The organism is Micromonospora vulcania (assembly GCF_042658605.1).
In the GTDB taxonomy this organism is placed as follows: Bacteria; Actinomycetota; Actinomycetes; order Mycobacteriales; family Micromonosporaceae; genus Micromonospora; species Micromonospora vulcania.
In genome coordinates, this window is the sequence record NZ_JBHSQS010000002.1 from 267,850 (window position 1) to 285,449 (window position 17,600).

General features: G+C 71.1%; 20 protein-coding genes. 10 read left to right on the forward strand and 10 right to left on the reverse strand.

Annotated elements, in window-relative coordinates; all coding sequences use genetic code 11:
- Positions 1–10 precede the first annotated feature (10 nt).
- The 3 genes from erpA (at position 11) to ACFQGL_RS03835 (ending at position 2,388) form a co-directional block, all read left to right on the forward strand.
- The gene (erpA, locus tag ACFQGL_RS03825; protein WP_007463211.1) at positions 11–379 is read left to right on the forward strand and encodes an iron-sulfur cluster insertion protein ErpA; all 369 of its coding nucleotides are present in this window, start codon (positions 11–13) and stop codon (positions 377–379) included.
- Positions 380–544: 165 nt separating this feature from the next.
- Complete coding sequence (locus ACFQGL_RS03830; RefSeq protein ID WP_377505354.1) at positions 545–1,522, forward strand: carbohydrate kinase family protein; 978 nt, start codon at positions 545–547, stop codon at positions 1,520–1,522.
- On the forward strand, positions 1,519–2,388 hold the full coding sequence (locus tag ACFQGL_RS03835; protein ID WP_377505357.1) for an inositol monophosphatase family protein: 870 nt from the start codon (positions 1,519–1,521) through the stop codon (positions 2,386–2,388). The genes ACFQGL_RS03830 and ACFQGL_RS03835 overlap by 4 nt, the downstream gene beginning before the upstream one ends.
- 21 nt (positions 2,389–2,409) lie before the next feature.
- Here ACFQGL_RS03835 and ACFQGL_RS03840 read toward each other — a convergent pair whose 3' ends face one another.
- Entirely contained in the window at positions 2,410–2,643 is a 234-nt protein-coding gene (locus ACFQGL_RS03840) for a sulfurtransferase TusA family protein (protein ID WP_377505360.1), read from the reverse strand.
- Positions 2,644–2,668: 25 nt separating this feature from the next.
- On the reverse strand, positions 2,669–3,820 hold the full coding sequence (locus tag ACFQGL_RS03845) for a cysteine desulfurase family protein (protein ID WP_377505363.1): 1,152 nt from the start codon (positions 3,818–3,820) through the stop codon (positions 2,669–2,671).
- Positions 3,821–3,992: 172 nt separating this feature from the next.
- On the opposite strand from ACFQGL_RS03845, the gene ctaC reads away from it, so the two are divergent.
- On the forward strand, positions 3,993–4,964 hold the full coding sequence (gene ctaC, locus ACFQGL_RS03850; RefSeq protein ID WP_377505366.1) for an aa3-type cytochrome oxidase subunit II: 972 nt from the start codon (positions 3,993–3,995) through the stop codon (positions 4,962–4,964).
- A 9-nt stretch (positions 4,965–4,973) separates the two neighbouring features.
- A complete protein-coding gene (locus ACFQGL_RS03855; protein WP_377505369.1) occupies positions 4,974–5,399 on the forward strand; it encodes a cytochrome c oxidase subunit 4 in 426 nt (141 codons plus the stop codon).
- Positions 5,400–5,508: 109 nt separating this feature from the next.
- Here ACFQGL_RS03855 and ACFQGL_RS03860 read toward each other — a convergent pair whose 3' ends face one another.
- The 4 genes from ACFQGL_RS03860 to ACFQGL_RS03875 form a co-directional block, all read right to left on the reverse strand.
- Positions 5,509–5,715: a hypothetical protein gene (locus ACFQGL_RS03860; protein ID WP_377505372.1), complete on the reverse strand. Its 207-nt coding sequence runs from the start codon at positions 5,713–5,715 to the stop codon at positions 5,509–5,511.
- Positions 5,716–5,803: 88 nt separating this feature from the next.
- Positions 5,804–6,847: an anthranilate phosphoribosyltransferase gene (trpD, locus tag ACFQGL_RS03865; protein ID WP_377505375.1), complete on the reverse strand. Its 1,044-nt coding sequence runs from the start codon at positions 6,845–6,847 to the stop codon at positions 5,804–5,806.
- 89 nt (positions 6,848–6,936) lie between these two features.
- Positions 6,937–7,332, reverse strand: coding sequence for a response regulator (locus ACFQGL_RS03870; RefSeq protein WP_377505378.1), 396 nt, complete (start codon positions 7,330–7,332; stop codon positions 6,937–6,939).
- Positions 7,333–7,429: 97 nt separating this feature from the next.
- Positions 7,430–8,404 carry a cytochrome c oxidase assembly protein gene (locus ACFQGL_RS03875; protein ID WP_377505381.1) on the reverse strand — a complete coding sequence of 325 codons (975 nt, stop codon included), beginning with the start codon at positions 8,402–8,404 and terminating at the stop codon, positions 7,430–7,432.
- A gap of 108 nt (positions 8,405–8,512) precedes the next feature.
- Between ACFQGL_RS03875 and ctaE the strand changes: the two genes are divergently transcribed.
- From ctaE to ACFQGL_RS03900, 5 genes are all read left to right on the forward strand, one after another.
- Positions 8,513–9,112, forward strand: a complete 600-nt coding sequence (ctaE, locus tag ACFQGL_RS03880; protein WP_377505384.1) for an aa3-type cytochrome oxidase subunit III — start codon at positions 8,513–8,515, stop codon at positions 9,110–9,112.
- A gap of 72 nt (positions 9,113–9,184) precedes the next feature.
- A complete protein-coding gene (gene qcrC / locus ACFQGL_RS03885) occupies positions 9,185–10,021 on the forward strand; it encodes a cytochrome bc1 complex diheme cytochrome c subunit (protein ID WP_377505387.1) in 837 nt (278 codons plus the stop codon).
- Between the two features lie 64 nt (positions 10,022–10,085).
- Positions 10,086–11,174 carry a cytochrome bc1 complex Rieske iron-sulfur subunit gene (qcrA, locus tag ACFQGL_RS03890; RefSeq protein ID WP_377505390.1) on the forward strand — a complete coding sequence of 363 codons (1,089 nt, stop codon included), beginning with the start codon at positions 10,086–10,088 and terminating at the stop codon, positions 11,172–11,174.
- Positions 11,171–12,802, forward strand: coding sequence for a cytochrome bc1 complex cytochrome b subunit (gene qcrB, locus ACFQGL_RS03895; protein WP_377505393.1), 1,632 nt, complete (start codon positions 11,171–11,173; stop codon positions 12,800–12,802). The genes qcrA and qcrB overlap by 4 nt, the downstream gene beginning before the upstream one ends.
- Before the next feature lie 193 nt (positions 12,803–12,995).
- Positions 12,996–13,679 (forward strand): DUF4142 domain-containing protein, encoded by a 684-nt coding sequence (locus tag ACFQGL_RS03900; RefSeq protein WP_377505396.1) that lies wholly within the window; start codon positions 12,996–12,998, stop codon positions 13,677–13,679.
- A gap of 65 nt (positions 13,680–13,744) precedes the next feature.
- Here the strand turns inward: ACFQGL_RS03900 and ACFQGL_RS03905 are convergent, their stop codons facing one another.
- From ACFQGL_RS03905 to ACFQGL_RS03920, 4 genes are all read right to left on the reverse strand, one after another.
- The gene (locus ACFQGL_RS03905) at positions 13,745–14,032 is read right to left on the reverse strand and encodes an Lrp/AsnC family transcriptional regulator (RefSeq protein ID WP_377505399.1); all 288 of its coding nucleotides are present in this window, start codon (positions 14,030–14,032) and stop codon (positions 13,745–13,747) included.
- A gap of 187 nt (positions 14,033–14,219) precedes the next feature.
- Positions 14,220–15,080: a nucleotidyltransferase family protein gene (locus tag ACFQGL_RS03910; protein WP_377505402.1), complete on the reverse strand. Its 861-nt coding sequence runs from the start codon at positions 15,078–15,080 to the stop codon at positions 14,220–14,222.
- Between the two features lie 35 nt (positions 15,081–15,115).
- Positions 15,116–15,658: an NUDIX hydrolase gene (locus ACFQGL_RS03915; protein ID WP_377505405.1), complete on the reverse strand. Its 543-nt coding sequence runs from the start codon at positions 15,656–15,658 to the stop codon at positions 15,116–15,118.
- Between the two features lie 53 nt (positions 15,659–15,711).
- Positions 15,712–17,502 carry a RelA/SpoT family protein gene (locus tag ACFQGL_RS03920; RefSeq protein ID WP_377506002.1) on the reverse strand — a complete coding sequence of 597 codons (1,791 nt, stop codon included), beginning with the start codon at positions 17,500–17,502 and terminating at the stop codon, positions 15,712–15,714.
- Between the last annotated feature and the right edge of the window lie 98 nt (positions 17,503–17,600).

The following is a 17,600-nucleotide window of genomic DNA, read 5'->3' on the forward strand; positions in this document are numbered from 1 at the left end:
AGACTTCCACGTGACCACGCCAGCGCAGACCGAGTCGACCGAGGCTCAGGCCCCTACTTCCGTCGTCCTCACCGACGTCGCGGCGCAGAAGGTCAAGGCCCTGATCGAGCAGGAGGGCCGCGACGACCTGCGGCTCCGGGTTGCGGTGCAGCCGGGCGGCTGTTCCGGCCTGCGGTACCAGCTCTTCTTCGACGAGCGTTCGCTCGACGGTGACGTCGTCACCGATTTCGGCGGTGTCGAGGTCGTCGTCGACCGGATGAGCGCTCCGTACCTTTCCGGGGCGACCATCGACTTCGCCGACCGGATCGACGCTCAGGGCTTCACCATCGACAACCCCAACGCGGGCAACTCCTGCGCCTGCGGCGACTCGTTCAACTGAGTCGCGCCACACGCACCAGCACGACGGGGCCGTCCCACGGGACGGCCCCGTCGTCGTCTGGGTAACGTCCGGTCCCAGCCGCCCACAGCGGTGTCGATCCGTCCGGCGGGGCGGAAATGGGGCCGGTAGGCTGACCGCGCCGTGCTCCCGACCCCGAGGGTTGACATGAAGATCGCCGTGACCGGCTCGATCGCCACCGATCACCTGATGAGCTTCCCCGGCCGGTTCGCCGACCAGCTCATCGCCGATCAGTTGCACAAGGTTTCCCTCTCCTTCCTGGTGGACGACCTGGTGCTGCGCCGAGGCGGGGTGGCGGCGAACATCTCGTTCGGCATGGGCCAGCTCGGGCTGCGCCCGGTGCTGCTCGGCGCGGTGGGTGCCGACTTCGCCGACTACCGCTCGTGGCTGGAGCGGCACGGCGTGGACTGCGACTCGGTACACATCAGCGAGGTCGCGCACACGGCCCGGTTCGTCTGCACCACCGACACCGACATGTGCCAGATCGCGTCCTTCTACGCCGGCGCGATGAGTGAGGCCCGCAACATCGAGCTCGCCCCGGTCGCCGACCGGCTCGGCGGGTTGGACCTGGTGCTGGTCAGCGCCAACGACCCGGAGGCGATGCTGCGGCACTCGGCCGAGTGCCGCACCCGGGGGTACGCCTTCGCCGCCGACCCGTCCCAGCAGCTCGCCCGGATGGGCGGCGAGGACGTGGTGGCGCTGATCGAGGGCGCCGAGTACCTGATGACCAACGACTACGAGAAGTCGCTGCTGCAGAGCAAGGCGCAGCTGAGCGACGACCAGCTGTTGGAGCTGGTCAAGGTGCGGGTCACCACGCTGGGCAAGCACGGCGTGGAGATCGCCGGGCGGGGTATGGACCCGATCCACGTGCCGATCGCGCGGGAGACCCGGGCGGTCGACCCGACCGGGGTGGGTGACGGCTTCCGTGCCGGCTTCTTCACCGCGCTGTCCTGGGGGCTGGGCCTGGAGCGGGCCGCCCAGGTCGGCTCGCTGCTGGCGACGTTGGTCCTGGAGACCGTCGGCACCCAGGAGTACGAGGTCCGCCGCGACCTGTTCGTCAAGCGCCTCGCCGAGTCGTACGGCGACACGGCCGCCGATGAGGTCCGCCCGCACCTCCTGCCGTGAATGATCTTCTGGTCGCTCGGCGCGCGGCGCTCGCCGGCGCCGCCGTCGGCCTGCGGTACTTCGCCGCCCTCGCCGAGCTTCCCCGGGAGCTGAAGTCCGACGGCAGCGTCGTCACCGAGGCCGACCGCGCGGTTGAAGCCGCCATCCGAGAGGTGTTGTGCGACGCCCGACCAGACGATGCCGTTCTCGGTGAGGAAGCCGGACAGACCGGCGGGGGCAGCCGTCGCTGGATCGTCGATCCGATCGACGGCACCGCGCTCTTCGTGGACGGTGATGACCGGTGGCTTGTTCTCGTCGCGCTGGAGGAGGCTGGCGAGATCGTTGCCGGGGTGGCCGTCGTCCCCGCGCAGGGGCGGATCTGGTGGGCGCAGCGAGGCTGCGGCGCCTTCGAGGCCGACATCTCCGGCGTGAGCCTGCGTGACGAACGCCGGATCTTCGTCTCCCGCGACGGCCAGGGCGGCTTGGCGGGGAGCATGCTCGGCGTCATTCCCACCGACGGGGAGCTCTCGCCGTCCGAACGTGAGCTGATCGCACCGCTGAGTGCGGTGGCCACGACCGTGCCGTGGGGCATCCACGCGGCGCTACTCGTAGCTCGCGGGCAATTGGATCTCACCGTTCAGGTGCGGGGGCAGGTCTGGGACTTCGCGGCGACGTCACTGATCGTCGAGGAGGCTGGCGGCCGCTTCAGTGGCCTTGACGGCCAGCAACGGCCCGCGCCCGGCCCGGCTCTCTTCGCCCGCAGCGCCGCCCTGCATGCCGCCGCACTGCAGATCCTCACCGCCCCGCACCGCACCGCCCCGCCCCGCGCCGCGCCGCCCCGCACCGCAGACGTTAATAGGGGACCCCTGCTATACCGCAGGCGTTAGTAGGGGACCCCTCCTTTCACGTCAGTGGGCGCGGCGGATGTCGTAGGCGGGCCCGTCGGGGCCGGTGATGGCGGCTAGGAACTCCTGGCCACGCATCCGGCACCAGGCGGGGATGTCGACCGCCGCCGCGGGGTCGTCGGCGAGCACCCGGACCACCGTGCCGACCGGCACCTCGGGCATCCGTCGGGCCGCCGCGATCACGGGCAGCGGGCAGCGCTGGCCCCGGCAGTCGAGCACCTCGTCCGGCATGGTCACCGTCCCATTCTCCCGTGCGACGCCGTCACAGCCCCACCACTCCGGCCTCGGCGCGCAGGTCGGCGACGATCCCGGGCAGTTCGGCGAGGAACCTCTCGACGTCCGCCTCGGTCGTCCCGGGGTGCAGGCTGACCCGGACGTTGCCGTGCGACAGCACTCCCATCGCCTCCAACACGTGCGACGGGCGCAGCGTCGACGACGTACAGGACGAGCCGGACGACACCGCGAAGCCGCGCCGGTCCAGCGCGTGCAGCAGCGCCTCGCCGTCGACGTACAGACAGGAGAAGGTCACCAGGTGGGGGAGCCGGAGCACCGGGTCACCCACCACCTCCACGTCGGGCACCTCGGCCGGCACCCGCGCCCGGATCCGGTCCACCAGCGGCGCCAGCCGGGCCGCCTCGGCCGCGGCGTCGCCCCCCGCCGCGCGCAGGCTCGCCGCCGCCGCCACCACCGCGGGCAGGTTCACCGACCCGGGGGTACGCCCACCCTCCCGCTCGTCGGCCGGCCAGGGTGACTCCCAGCGGGTGCCCTTGCGTACCGCCAGCAGTCCCACCCCGGGCGGGCCGCCCCACTTGTGTGCGCTGGCCGTGAGCACCGACCAGCCCGCCGGCAGGGGCACCCGACCGACCGACTGCGCGGCGTCGACGTACAGCGGCACGCCGGCGTCGGCGCACGCGGCGGCCGCCTCGGCGACCGGTTGTACCGTGCCCACCTCGTGACTGGCCGTGATCAGCGCCGCCAGGGCGACCCCGGGGGCGCGGACCGCGTCCGACCAGGCGGGCAGCTCCAGCCGGCCCAGCCGGTCGACCGGGACCGGGGCGACGTCGCCACCCGCCGCGGCGTGCCGCTCCGCGGCGTGCAGCACCGCGGAGTGCTCGATCGCCGAGTGCACCAGCGTCGAGCCGACCCGCCGCCGACCCGTCAGGCCGCCGAGCACCGCGCCGTGCGCCGCCGTCGTACCGCTGGGGGTGAAGGAGAGCTCGTCGGCGCGGACGCCGAGCGTCTGCGCGGCCGCCTCGCGGGCGGCGTCGAGCAGTTGCCGGGCCCGACGGGCCTGGGTGTAGAGCTTGCCGGGATCGGCCCAGCCGTCCTCGAGGGCGGCCAACAGGGCCTGCCGGGCGACCGGATGCAGCGGCGCGGCGGTCGCCGCGTCCAGGTAGACCGGGGATGCACTCACGGATCCCTACGCTATATCGGCGGTATGCCCAAGGTTCCCCCCGTTGGGGGCGGACAGTGACCCCACCACGGCCGAGTCCGCCATGGTCGAGTAATCTGCGACCGTCGGTGACGCCTTTGCCGCCGGTGCTGAGAGAAGGACGCACCGCGGCGCGCTAGGGAGGCAGGACCAGGTGGTCGCAAGGAGTTCGGAGGTACGGCCGACGGCCGTACGGCACAGCGCTTACCCAGGGGCCGGTGGACGCCGGCGGAGCGGTGCTGGCCGGCTGGCCGGGCTCGGTCTCGGTGGCGTGGCGCTGCTGGTCCTGCTCACGGGCTGTGACGTAGGCCAGGCGTTCGACGGTTTCGGCTGGCCGCAGGGCGGCATCTCGGCCGAGTCCCGGCGGATGTACGACCTGTGGATCGCCTCGTGCGTCGCCGCGCTCGCGGTCGGCGTCTTCGTGTGGGGCCTGATCTTCTGGTGCGTCGTGCGGTACCGCAAGCGCGGCAACGCGCTGCCGGTGCAGACCCGCTACAACCTGCCGATGGAGTTCCTCTACACCATCGCGCCGATCCTGATCGTCTCCGTGCTCTTCTACTACACGGCGATCGTGCAGACCGACGTGAACAAGCTGTCGAAGAACCCGGACGTGACGGTCGAGGTCGTCGCCTTCAAGTGGAACTGGCAGTTCAACTACCGCGACGGTCAGGGCACCGAGGCGCGCACCACCGCCTCGACGCTCGGCACCAGCGAGGTCATCCCGGTGCTGGTGCTCCCGACCAACCGGTCCATCCGGTTCGAGGAGACCAGCCGCGACGTCATCCACTCGTTCTGGGTGCCGGAGCTGCTGTTCAAGCGGGACGTCATGCCGGGCAAGATCCGCAACGTGTTCGAGGTCTCCAGCCTGGAGGCCGAGGGCGCCTACGTCGGCCGCTGCGCCGAGCTGTGCGGCAGCTACCACGCGTTCATGAACTTCGAGCTGCGGGTCGTCTCGCCGGAGAAGTACGACCAGTTCCTGGCGGCCAAGCAGGGCGGCAAGTCCACCCAGGACGCGTTGACCGCGATCGGTGAGGCTCCGTACGCGCAGACGACCGAGCCGTTCGACACCCGGCGGACGCGGGACAACTTCAACCCGGACAAAGCTCCGGCCGGCGCGGGAAGCTGAGGCAACGGCATGAAGACCGAATGGCGTATCTTCCTGATCATCGCCGCCTTCCTGGCCGGCGCCACGATCCTCTACGGCGCCTGGACGAACGGCGAGTCCGGCGGTGTCGAGTGGGTGGGCACGGTGGCCCTGCTGCTGTCCTTCCTGCTCTGCTCGATGTGCGGCGGCTTCTTCTGGTTCGTCTCCCGCCGTATCGACCTGCGCCCGGAGGACCGGGCCGACGCCGAGATCGCCGACGGCGCCGGTGAGATCGGCTTCTTCAGCCCCGGCAGCTACTGGCCGTTCGGCCTGGCGCTGGCCGCCGCGACGGCCGGCCTGGGCCTGGTGTTCTGGCAGTTCTGGCTGCTCGGCGCCGGTCTGTTGGCGGTCATCTTCGCCGCCTGCGGGCTGCTGTTCGAGTACTACAGCGGCACCCGGCGCACCGCCGAACACTGATCGACCCGGTCGCCGTCGCGACCGACCCGCACGACAACGAAGGCCCGTTCCCCACTGGGGAGCGGGCCTTCGTGTTGCGCGCTCGGGCGGCGCGGCGCGGGTTGCGCGCTCAGGCGGCGCGGCGCGGGGTGAGCCGGTGGCGGCGACGATCGGCCAGCCGGGTGGCGCGGAAGGCGAAGGTGGCGATCACCACGGCGGACCCGCAGCGGGCGCAGATCAGCTCGGGACAGTCGGTGCCGTGGCCGTCGACGCAGGGCGGCGCCGCGAACGGCGTCACGCCCTCGCAGACGTCGCAGTAGAGCTCGCGGTCCGACACGGGCGTCTCCTCTCACTCCGGTTGGGCTCGCCCCGAGGGCGAAGAACTACTCGGCTGTAGTTTCCCATCCGGGTCCGACACATCCCGGTCAGCTGGTGGCGGTCTCGATCCAGCGGTCGAGGGTGGCGGCCGCCGCGCCGGAGTCGATCGACTCGGCCGCGCGGGCCATGCCGGCGCGCAGGGCTTCGGTCAGATCGCCGTCCAGAGGACCCTGGGTGGCCAGTGCCGCCGCCGCGTTGACCAGCACCGCGTCCCGAACCGGTCCGGTCTCGCCGGCCAGCAGGCGACGGGTCACGCCGGCGTTGTAGGCGGCGTCACCGCCGCGCAGGTCGGCGAGGGTGGCCCGGGGTACCCCGAGGTCCGTAGCGTCCAGCACGGCCTCGCGTACGGTGCCGCCCTGTGCCGCCCAGACCCGGGTCGGTGCGGCGGTGGTGAACTCGTCCAGCCCGTCCTCGCCGCGCATCACCAGCACCGAGTCGCCACGGGCGGCGAAGACGCCGGCCATCACCGGAGCCATCCGTGGATCGAAACAGCCGACGGCGCCGGCGCGGGGCCGGGCCGGGTTGGTCAGCGGGCCGAGGAAGTTGAACACGGTGGGCACGCCCAGCTCCCGCCGGATCGGGCCGGTGTGCCGCATGCCGGGGTGGAACCGGGCCGCGAAGCAGAACCCGATGCCGGCCTCGGTGACGCAGCGGACGATCGCGTCCGGGTCGAGGTCCAGCGGGACGCCGAGGAACTCCAGCAGGTCGGCGGTGCCACAGGAGGAGGACGCCGCCCGGTTGCCGTGCTTGACCACCCGGACGCCGGCCCCGGCCACTACCAGCGCGGCCATGGTGGAGATGTTGACCGTGTGGGCGAGGTCGCCACCGGTGCCCACCACGTCCAGCGCGGTCGAGCGCAGCTCGTCGGGCAGGTCGACCGGGACCGCCCGGCTGAGCATGGTCTCGACCAGCCCGGCCAGCTCGGCCGAGGTCTCGCCCTTGGCCCGCAGCGCCACCGCGAACCCGGCGACCTGCGCGGCGCCCGCCGAGCCGGCCATGATCTCGCCCATCGCCCAGGCGGTGTCGGCGGTGGACAACTCGTCGCCGCGCAGCAGCGCGTTGAGCAGGTGCGGCCAGGTCCGATCGCCCATGGCGGGCCTCCCGAGCGTACGAAGTGCGGGTGGGCTGGAACCGGCGCCAGCGGATCCGGCGCCGTGACGGTGCCGGAGAGCGGGGGACGTCAGGCGGGTGCGTGCGTCCGCAGCAGCTCGGCCACCGTGCTGCCGGTGGTCACCGGGTCGAGCGGGTGCACCAGCGTCGCGTCGACCTCGGCGTACGCGGCGAGCCATCGGTCGGCGGCGCGGGCGATGACCACGCAGGTCGGGGGCGCGTCGTCCCGGTCGTCCTTGACCTGCCGGGCGATGCCGATGCCGCCGCCCGGGCTCGCCTCGCCGTCGAGCAGCATGAGGTCGATCTCATAGTCGTCGACGAGCCGGATCGTCTCGGCGTAGGTCGACGCGTCGACGAACTCGATCTGCAGCCCGGGTGCGGGCCGGGTGCCGACGGCCATCCGCATCCGGTCACGGACCTGCGGGTCGTCGCTGTAGAGCAGGACGGTGCACAGACGATCGCTCATGGCTAGATTGCGCTCCCACCTCGTAGCTGCTCGCAGATCGTACCGGTCGGCGTGACGTAGCTGACATCCCGCCCGGTCGGCGTACCGTCGGCGCAGCTCAGACCGCGGTGCCGGCGGCGCGCTCGCGGGCCTCCTGGCGGTCCAGCTCGCGGTCGATCCGGCGGGCCTCCCGCTCGGACTGCTTGACCCACTGCACGACCAGCACCGCCAGCATGGTCACGCTGACGAACTCGCCGCCGGCCCAGAGAATGCCGCCGGCCAGCACCTGGTCGTCCCAGGGGTCGGCCCAGCCCAGGTTGAGCGACGGGTACCAGTCGCCGCCGAAGAGCGTGGTGCTCTGCATGATGGTGAGCCCGAGCACGGTGTGGAACGGCACGGAGAGCAGCATGAGCAGCGCCCGCGCCGGGTACGGCCAGCGGCCGGGCAGCGGGTCGAGGCCGAGCAGCGGCCAGAAGAAGACGCAGCCGGTCATGATGAAGTGCGCGTGCACCAGCTCGTGGGCCCAGGCGTGCTCCAGGGTGAAGTGGTACAGGCCACTGAAGTAGAGCGCGAACGGGTTGACCACGAAGATCGCGAACGCCACCAGCGGGAAGCTGTAGACCCGGGCGACGCGGCTGTGCACGATCGCCAGAAGGCGCTTGCGGGGCCGGACCGGCAGGGTCCGCAGGGCCAGCGTCATCGGCGCGCCGAGCGCCAGGAAGATCGGCGCCACCATGGACAGCACCATGTGCTGGATCATGTGCACCGACAGCAGCGCGGTGTCGTAGGCGTGCAACCCGCTGACCGTGACCAGGGCGATGCCGCCCAGGCCGGGGCCGAGGAAGAACACGGTACGCAGGACCGGCCAGCGGTCGCCGCGCATCCGCAGCCGGTACACCCCGTAGAGGTAGAGGCCGGCCGCGAGCACCAGGCCGAGGGCCAGCCAACTGTCCAGCCGGGTCTCGGTCAGCACGGCGCCGACGGTGAACGGCGGCGGGGTCGCCTCGGCCCCGGCGGCCAGCGTCGGGGTGGCCGCGAGCACACTGGCCGGGACGGCCGAGGTGGCGGCGAAGATCGGATCGACGTGCAGCACGCTTTTCAGGCTAGGCCAGGCGAACCGGACCCCGACGGTCGGGCCACGGAAGGCGTGGGTTTGCCACCCCGCTGATCGCCGGCCCCGGTCAGGGGCAATAATGACGGCGTGACTGCGGCCCCAGCCATTGACAAGAGCCGGATCCACTCTCTGACACGACCAAACATGGTCAGCGTCGGGACGATCGTGTGGCTCTCCAGCGAACTCATGTTCTTCGCGGCGTTGTTCGCGATGTACTTCTCCATCCGCGCTGCGGCGCCGGAGCAATGGGAGAAGCACACCGAGTCGCTGAACATTCCGTACGCGACCACCTTCACGGTGATCCTGGTCCTCTCCTCGGTGACCTGCCAGCTTGGCGTCTTCGCGGCCGAGAAGGGCGATGTGCACGCGCTGCGGCGCTGGTTCACCGTCACCTTCGTGATGGGCCTGATCTTCGTGCTCGGCCAGGTGAACGAGTACCGCCACCTGGTGGAGGACGGCGTCAAGATCAACGTCGACGGCTACGGCTCGATGTTCTACCTGACGACCGGCTTCCACGGCCTGCACGTGACGGGCGGTCTGATCGCCTTCATCATCTTCATGGTCCGCACGACCATGGGCCGGTTCACCCCGGCGCAGGCGACCTCGGCGATCGTCGTGTCGTACTACTGGCACTTCGTCGACGTCGTGTGGATCGGGCTGTACGCCATGATCTACTGGCTCCAGTGATCTTGGCGCGTCACGTACCGCACCGCTGCTTCGTCCCCTGAGACAAGGTCCAACCGGTTAAGGACACAGGTCATGACTTCTGACAACGACCGCCGACGCGGTCTGCTCGCGCGGCTGCGCGAGCGGCCCGCCGCGCGCAGCAGGGGCCGCCGCCGGCTGGGTGCCGCGGTCCGGCTGTTCGCGGCGCTGATGCTCGCCGGCGGCGCCTACACCGTCTTCGCCCCCGGTGCCCAGGCGCAGGACAATCCGCCGCTGACCGGCGCCGCAGCCGAGGGCAAGGCGCTGTTCGACGTGAGCTGTGTGACCTGCCACGGACGCAACGCCCAGGGCGTCGAGGGTCGCGGACCGAGCCTGATCGGCGTCGGCGCGGCCTCGGTCGAGTTCCAGGTCAGCTCCGGCCGGATGCCGCTGGCCCGCCAGGAGGCCCAGGCGCACCGTAAGCCGCCGGTCTTCACCGACGAGCAGGTCCGCCAGCTCGGCCAGTACATCCAGGAGCTGGGCGGCGGCCCGGTCGTTCCGGAGGGCGACGACCTCCACGAGAACGGCAACGTCGCGGCCGGCGGCGAGCTGTTCCGGATCAACTGCTCCCAGTGCCACGCCTTCGGCGGTGGCGGCGGTGCGCTCTCCTCGGGCAAGTTCGCCCCGAGCCTGCACCCGGCCACCGACCGGCAGATCTACGCGGCGATGCTGAGCGGCCCGCAGAACATGCCGGTGTTCGGCGACAACCAGCTTCGGCCGGAGCAGAAGGCCGACATCATCGCGTACATCCAGGAGACGCTGAAGCGCGACCAGGACCCGGGTGGGTTGAACCTCGGTCGGTACGGGCCGTCCACCGAGGGCCTGGCGATCTTCCTGGTTGGCATTGTGGCGCTCGTCTTCGCTAGCCTGTGGATTGCGGGTAAGTCGTGACCGAGCGGATCATCCGATTCAGTGCTGTGGTGCCGCTCGGCGCCACCCGTAGCGAGGTGACGGCATGAGCACGCACACCGAGCACCAGGCCCCGCAGGGCCAGGAACCGCTCGACCTGAACGCCCCCGGTGTGACCCGGTTCGACATCGTCCGTGAGGGCGCGCGCCGGGACGACATCGAGATCGTCCACTACGAGCAGCAGGTGCTGCCCGGGACCAAGGCCGAGCGCCGGCTGACCCGGGTGGTGGCCGGGTTCTTCCTGATCACCGGTCTGGCGGCGACCGCCTTCCTGGCCATCTACATCTGGTGGCCGTGGCAGTACGAGCCGGGCCGTGGCGGCGACAAGTTCTACACCCCGCTGCTCGGCGCCACGCTCGGCGTGGCCCTGCTGGCCGTCGGTTTCGGCATCCTGACCTGGGGCAAGAAGTTGCTGCCCAAGGAGGTCTCGATCCAGGACCGGCACGAGGGCGCGGTGGACGAGGAGAGTCGTTCCATCACCGGCCAGACCATGCTCTACATGGCCGACGAGCTGGGTGTGAAGCGTCGTCCGCTGCTCGGCATCTCGCTGCTGGCCGGTCTCGCGCCGGTCGCCGCGGTCGCCGCCGCTCCGCTGGTCGGCGGTCTGATCTCGCAGCCGCACAAGAACAACCAGATGTTCACCACCGGGTTCGCCACGAGCGAGGGTGGCCAGCGCATCCGTCTGGTCCGCGAGGACGGTCGGCCGATCCGGCCGGCGGACATCAGCGCCGGCGGCCAGCTCACCGTCTTCCCGGGCATCGAGGAGGGCGTGAGCAACAAGCACGCCGACTCCCCGACGCTGCTGATCCACCTGCGGGACTCCGACGCGCAGCAGTCGCGCCAGGCCAACGAGCGGGTCGGCCACGGCGACTACATGTGGGGCAACTACGCGGCGTTCTCCAAGATCTGCACGCACGCCGGCTGCCCGGCGAGCCTGTACGAGCAGCAGACCAACCGGCTGCTCTGCCCGTGCCACCAGTCCCAGTTCCTGATCACCGACAATGCCCGGCCTGTCTTCGGCCCCGCCAGCCGGCGGCTGCCGCAGCTGCCGATCGAGGTGGACTCCGAGGGCTTCTTCGTGGCGAAGTCCGACTACACCGAGACCGTCGGGCCCGACTTCTGGGAGCGGCCATGAAGCGTCGAAAGTTTGACCTCGCAGCGACGCCCGGCAAGGCCGCGGTGGGAGTGGACGACCGCTTCCAGGTGGCCACCCCGCTGCGCAAGCTGCTGAACAAGGTCTTCCCGGACCACTGGTCGTTCCTGCTCGGCGAGATCGCGCTGTTCTCGTTCATCGTCCTGCTGCTGACCGGTGTGTTCCTGACCTTCTTCTACGAGCCGGCGATGACCGAGGTGGTCTACGACGGCAGCTACGCCCCGCTGCAGGGCACGCCGATGTCCGCCGCGTACGCCTCCAGCCTGGACCTGTCGTTCGACGTCCGTGGCGGTCTGGTGATGCGGCAGATGCACCACTGGGCGGCGCTGCTGTTCATGGCCGCGATCGTCGTGCACATGCTGCGGGTGTTCTTCACCGGCGCCTTCCGCAAGCCGCGCGAGACCAACTGGATCATCGGCTCGCTGCTGTTCTGGGTCGGCTTCCTGGCCGGCTTCACCGGCTACTCGCTGCCGGATGACGGCCTGTCCGGCACCGGCCTGCGGATCGCCTCGGCGATCATGCTGTCCATCCCGGTGGTCGGCTCCTGGCTCACCTCGTCGATCTTCGGCGGGGAGTTCCCCGGCACGATCATCATCAGCCGGTTCTTCATCGCCCACGTGCTGCTCATCCCGGGTCTGCTGCTCGCTCTGATCAGCGTCCACCTCGGCCTGGTGTTCAAGCAGAAGCACACCCAGTGGCCCGGCCCCGGCCGGACCAACGGCAACGTGGTCGGTGAGCGGATGTTCCCGCGCTACGCGATCAAGCAGGGCGGCTTCTTCATGGTCGTCTTCGGCGTCATCGCGCTGATGGGCGGTCTGTTCCAGATCAACCCGATCTGGCTGTTCGGCCCGTACGAGGCGTGGGTGGTCTCGGCGGCCAGCCAGCCCGACTGGTACGTCATGTTCCTCGACGGCTCGACGCGACTCATGCCGGCGTGGCAGATCACCATCCCGATCGGCGACGAGTACGTCATTCCGCCACTGTTCTGGCCGACGGTCGTACTGCCCGGCATCCTGGTGGGCCTGTCGACGATGTACCCGTTCCTGGAGGCCCGGAACCTCAAGGACCGCAAGAGCCACAACCTGCTCCAGCGGCCCCGTGACGTTCCGGCCCGCACCGCGGTCGGTGCCATGGCGGTCTCGTTCTACATCGTGTTGACGCTCTCCGGCGCCAACGACGTAATCGCGGACAAGTTCCAGATCAGCCTGAACGCGATGACCTGGGCCGGCCGGGTCGGCCTGCTGGTGGTCCCGCCGCTGGCGTACTACATCACCTACCGGCTGTGCCTGGGTCTGCAGCAGCACGACCGGGAGGTGCTCGCGCACGGCGTGGAGACCGGCATCATCCGGCGTATGCCGGACGGTCGGTTCGTCGAGGTGCACCAGCCGCTCAGCGCGGCGAACGGGCACGCCGACGGCCACGGCGAGCTGGACTACGTCGGCTGGGTGGTCCCGAAGAAGATGAACCGGCTCGGGGCCCTCGGCCCGGCGGTCCGGGGCTTCTTCTACCCGATCGAGAAGCCGGTCGAGGCGCCGGTCTCGCCGGGTCACCCGCCGGTCGAGGCACGGCCCGAGCGCGAGGAGATCGGCAGCGGCGAGAGCCGCCGCTGACCGCCCGAACGCAGCGTCCCGAGGCGCCCGCCGGAACTCCGGCGGGCGCCTCGGCGTTTGTCCCCCCACCGCCCATCCGACCAGGAGTCGGACGGCCACGGCGGGACCGGTCGACCCCGCGCGACAGGCGATCGCAGGAATAACCCCGGTGAGCCGGGTATCCGTGCGGTCCAACGTCTCAAGGGGGGGAAGCATGTTGGGTATCAAACGCCTCGGCCTGTTGGCCGCGCTGGTACTGGTCGGCGTTGCGCCGGCTGCGGCCGCGCAGGCCGCGGCACAGCCGTCGACGCAGGACACCCAGTATCTGCAGGCGGTGCACCAGGTCAACCTGTTCGAGATCACCGCCGGTGACCTGGCCCAGCAGAAGGGCCAGAACCAGGGGGTCAAGGACCTGGGCGCGATGCTGAAGACCGACCACACCCAGCTGGACCAGACGGTGCAACAGACCGCGTCCCAGCTGAACGTTCAGTTGCCGAACGAGCCCAGCGCCGATCAGCAGGCGGTGCTCGACCGGCTCAACAACGCCAGCGGTGAGAAGTTCGATCGGGAATGGGTGACCGCCGAGCTGGCCGGTCACGTCCAGAGCATCCAGGCCACCCAGACGGAGATCTCGCAGGGCTCCGAGCAGTCGGTGGTCCAGTTGGCTCAGACCGCCCTGCCGACGCTGCAGGCGCACTACGACGCACTTGTCGAGCTGGCCAACGAGTTGGGCATCCCGGTCCCGCAGACCAGCGCCAGCGGTACGCCCAGCCCGGGCGGCACCGAGTCGCCGGCTCCGGGTGGCGGCACTGAGTCGCCGGCTCCGGGCGGCGGCACCACCGAGTCGCCCGCTCCGGGCGGCGGCACCACCGAGGTGCCGGCTCCCAGCGAGAGCTGACGTACCGGCAGCAAGCAGACGGCCGGTCCACCCGCTCGGGTGGACCGGCCGCCGTGCGTATCGGATCAGTCGGCGCTGGCCAGGCCGATCGCGAACGCCTCCTCCAGATCGAGCTGGGAGTACGCCCGGAACGCGATGTGCGACTCGGTGTTGAGCACGCCCGGCACCTTGGAGATGCTGCCCGCGATGACCTCGGCGATCTGGTCGAACTCGCGGACCCGGACGATGGCGATGAGGTCGACGTGCCCGGCCACCGAGTAGACCTCGCTGACGCCGGGGAGGTTGGCGAGGGTCTCCGCCACCTCGGGGATCGCGTCGGTGGCGCAGTCGATCAGCACGATCGCGGTGATCACGGGACATTTCTCCGTTCGTCGGCGTCGTCGCTCATGGTAGATGTTCCCGCCTGGCCAGGGTCGGGCGGCGCTGACACCCGAGAGCGGTATACCTGTGAGTCATAGATATGACTCACAGGTATACCGCTCGCACCAGTTGTTCGACGGATCCGACCTGCCGACGCCCGCAGGCAGGCGTCGGCATGGTTCAGCCGTACGTAGTGGCCCGCACGGTACCGCCATCGCCGAACCGGATCACGTCCTTGAGCCGCTCGCCGTCGCGCACGGTCGCGCCCGGCCACACCACGGTGCGGCACACGTCGCCGGCCACCCGTGCGCCCGCGCCGACGACCGACTCCGCGCAGCGACCGGTGACCGTGGCGGTCGGTTCGACCAGGGTGCCGCCGGCCGCCGCGTGCAGGTTGGCCGTCAGGTAGTCGGCCGGGGTGCCGGTGTCGTAGAAGGTGCCCGGGTAGGGCACCACCTCCAACGCCCCGGCCGCCTCGGCCGGCCGCCAGACCGCGCGTACCAGGTCGGAGAAGACAACCGGCAGGTCGCGGACCAGCCGCCAGGGCAGCAGCGAGAAACCGGTGAAGCAGTGCCCGGCGAACGTGCCGGGGGCGGCCGGGTCCGCGGCGGGCTGACCGAGCAGGCGTACGCGGAACCCGTCCCAGCCGTCCAGTAGCGCGGCGATATCCGGGCCCGGGGGAGCCGTCGGGTCGGCCAGGTACGCGTCCGCGTTGCCGACCAGCACCGGCCGTCCGTCGATCCAGTCCCGCAGGTTGGCCACCCCGCCCGCGGTGCCGAGCGGGTCTCCGGGCTCCACCGACAGGTGGGCGCGGTCACCGACGTGCGTGACCACCTGGTCGGCGAGGTAGCAGGCGTTCACCGCGACCCGTCCGGGACCGGCGAGGCCGAGCCCGGCCAGCCGGGCCAGCGCCCGGTCCAGCAGCGGTACGTTGCCCACCGGGCAGAGCGCCTTCGGGACCCGTTCGGTGAGCGGGCGCAGCCGGGTGCCCTCGCCGGCGGCGAGCACCACGGCGCACACCTGCGGCCGCTGGTCGCCCACGCGCCCGTCGGTCGTCGGCGTGCTGCCCGCCCCGGTCACGGCGCGGTGTCCGGCACCGGTGGCGGAAACTGCCCGGTCAGCGGCCCGATGTCGTAGTACGCGAGCAGCCGCGCGGTCGGCCAGGTGAGCTTGGGCAGGTCGTCCAGCGGGTGCCAGGCGGCCTCGAAGACCTCCGCGCCGTCCACCGCCAGCTCGGTGCTGGACGCCGGCACCTCGACCTCGAAGACCATGTCCACCCAGCCCTTCGCGTGCACGATCGCGTTCGGCACCGCGGGGCGCAGCCGGGACGGGGGCAGCCGGATTCCGGACTCCTCGAACAGCTCGCGGGCCGCGCCCACCACCGGGGCCTCACCCCGGTTGAGCAGGCCGGCGGGCAGCGACCAGGCCTTGCCGGGCGGCTGGCGCAGCATCAGCAGCCGGCCCGCGCCCGTCGCCTCGGCGTCCCGGACCAGGGTCACCGCGCCGACGATGTACTTGGGCACGGCCAGCCGGACCAGACGGCGGCGAACCGGCAACGGCAGCCGGTAGAACGCCTGGTAGAACATGGCCCGACCGGTGGCGCGGGAGCGGGGGATCATGACCCCAGGCTAGTGGTCACGAATGTCCCTCGGACGCGCTGGGGGCCGCCGGCTCACTGCCGATGGTCGACCAGGTCGATGAGCTGGCGTACCACGGTGTCCGGTTCGATCACCCGGTCGAAGACCGCGACCAGCAGGGTCTCCAGGTCGGGGTAGCCCAACTCCTCGGAGAGGCGCAACAGCGGCAGGTCGCTGGCGAGGCCGCGGTTGTGCTGGCGCAGGGCGAGGCCGATGGTGGCCCGGCCCAGGCGGACCTTGTCGCTGATCGTGATGCCCGGCTCGGTGTGCTCGGCGAACCACCGGTTGATCTGCATCTGCGCGCTCGGCGACTTGACGAAGCCGAGCCACTCCCGGCGCGGGCCGCGCGGCGCCACACCGGCCTCGAAGCCGTTGTCCCCGTCACTCTCGGTGAAGATCTCCACCACGTCGCCCTCGTCCAACTCCGAGCTGAGCGGCGCGAGCCGGCCGTTGATCCGGGCGGCGAGGCAGTGGTCGCCCCGCGCGCTGCCCAGCTCGTAGGCCAGGTCGACCGGCGTGGCACCGGCCGGCAGCACGATCTGCCGCCCGTCGGAGAAGACCTGGATCTGCCCCTCGGCGAGGTCACATCGCAGCGACTCGAGGAACTGCGCCGGGTCGGCGGCGTCCGGCTCCCAGTCGAGCACCCGGCGCAGCCAGTCCAACTGCTCGGCGCGGGCCGCCGCGCTGCCCCCCGTGCGGGGGAAGCGGAAGTCGGCGGCGATCCCGTACTCGGCCGAGCGGTGCATCTCCTCGGTGCGGATCAGCACCTCCACCGTGCGGTTCTGTGGGCCGCAGACACTGGTGTGCAGGGAGCGGTAGAGGTTGTTCTTCGGTGAGGCGATGAAGTCCTTGAAACGGCCGGCGACCGGTCGCCAGGTGCCGTGGATCGCGCCCAACGCGGCGTAACAGTCGGTGGCCGGACCGTCGACCACCACCGAGATGCGCGGCAGGTCGTACGGCGCGGTGTGGCCGCCGGCGATGGTGTCCTTCCAGATCGAGTAGAGGTGCCGGGGCCGGGGGCTCACCTCGGCGTCGACCCGGCTGCGGCGCAGTGCCACCCGGGCCCGGGTGACCACCGCGTCCAGGTATGCGTCCCAGCCCGGCCGGTCGTGCACGTGCCGGGCCAGCCGGGCGTGCTCGTCGGGCTCCAGGTGCAGCAGCACCACGTCGTCCAGCTCGCGTTTGAGGCTCTGGATGCCCAGCCGGTCGCAGAGCGGTACCAGCACCTCCTGGGTCTTGCGGGCGATCCGCTCGCGCGACGACGCCGAGCGCACGCCGAGCGTGCGCATGTTGTGCAGTCGGTCGGCCAGCTTGATGATCAGCACCCGGACGTCCTTGGCGGCCGCGACGATCATCTTGCGGATCGTCTCCGCCTCGGCGGCCTTGCCGTAGAACGCCTTGTCGAACTTCGTCACGCCGTCGACCAGGTGGGCCACCTCGCCGCCGAAGTCCTCGGAGAGCGCCTGGAGCGTGTAGCGGGTGTCCTCGACCGTGTCGTGCAGCAGCGCCGCCACCAGCGTGGTGGTGTCCATCCCCAGCTCGGCGCAGATCTGCGCCACCGCCAGCGGGTGGGTGATGTAGGGCTCCCCGCTCTTGCGGAACTGCCCGCGGTGCATGTTCTCCGCGATGGTGTAGGCCCGGCGCAGCACCGCGGGATCGGTGCCGGCGTGGATGCCCCGGTGGGTCCGGACCAGCTGGGTCACCGGGTCCGAGTCGGTGGTCGGCCAGGTGAGCAACGACCGCAGTCGGCGGGTGAGCGGCAGCTCACCCGACTGGGTCGGCAGGGCGCCCCCCAGGGCGGCGCCGTGTCCGGCGTCGACGTCCACGAGGGACACCTCCTCACCCCGGCCCCACGGCCACCGGGAACCGGCGGCCGGGAGCAGGCCCACGAAACGGGCAGGACTGCACTTCTCTAACAGCCTAA

What these genes read in the sequence shown, in the direction of transcription:
- trpD (WP_377505375.1), bottom strand. Translation starts at nt 6,847, where the DNA reads ATGGGCGATCGGACCTGGCCGCACCTGCTCAACGCGCTGCTGCGCGGC.
- ACFQGL_RS03870 (WP_377505378.1), bottom strand. Translation starts at nt 7,332, where the DNA reads ATGAGCGATCGTCTGTGCACCGTCCTGCTCTACAGCGACGACCCGCAG.
- ACFQGL_RS03915 (WP_377505405.1), bottom strand. Translation starts at nt 15,658, where the DNA reads ATGATCCCCCGCTCCCGCGCCACCGGTCGGGCCATGTTCTACCAGGCG.
- ACFQGL_RS03900 (WP_377505396.1), top strand. Translation starts at nt 12,996, where the DNA reads ATGTTGGGTATCAAACGCCTCGGCCTGTTGGCCGCGCTGGTACTGGTC.
- qcrC (WP_377505387.1), top strand. Translation starts at nt 9,185, where the DNA reads ATGACTTCTGACAACGACCGCCGACGCGGTCTGCTCGCGCGGCTGCGC.
- ACFQGL_RS03830 (WP_377505354.1), top strand. Translation starts at nt 545, where the DNA reads ATGAAGATCGCCGTGACCGGCTCGATCGCCACCGATCACCTGATGAGC.
- qcrA (WP_377505390.1), top strand. Translation starts at nt 10,086, where the DNA reads ATGAGCACGCACACCGAGCACCAGGCCCCGCAGGGCCAGGAACCGCTC.
- ACFQGL_RS03855 (WP_377505369.1), top strand. Translation starts at nt 4,974, where the DNA reads ATGAAGACCGAATGGCGTATCTTCCTGATCATCGCCGCCTTCCTGGCC.
- qcrB (WP_377505393.1), top strand. Translation starts at nt 11,171, where the DNA reads ATGAAGCGTCGAAAGTTTGACCTCGCAGCGACGCCCGGCAAGGCCGCG.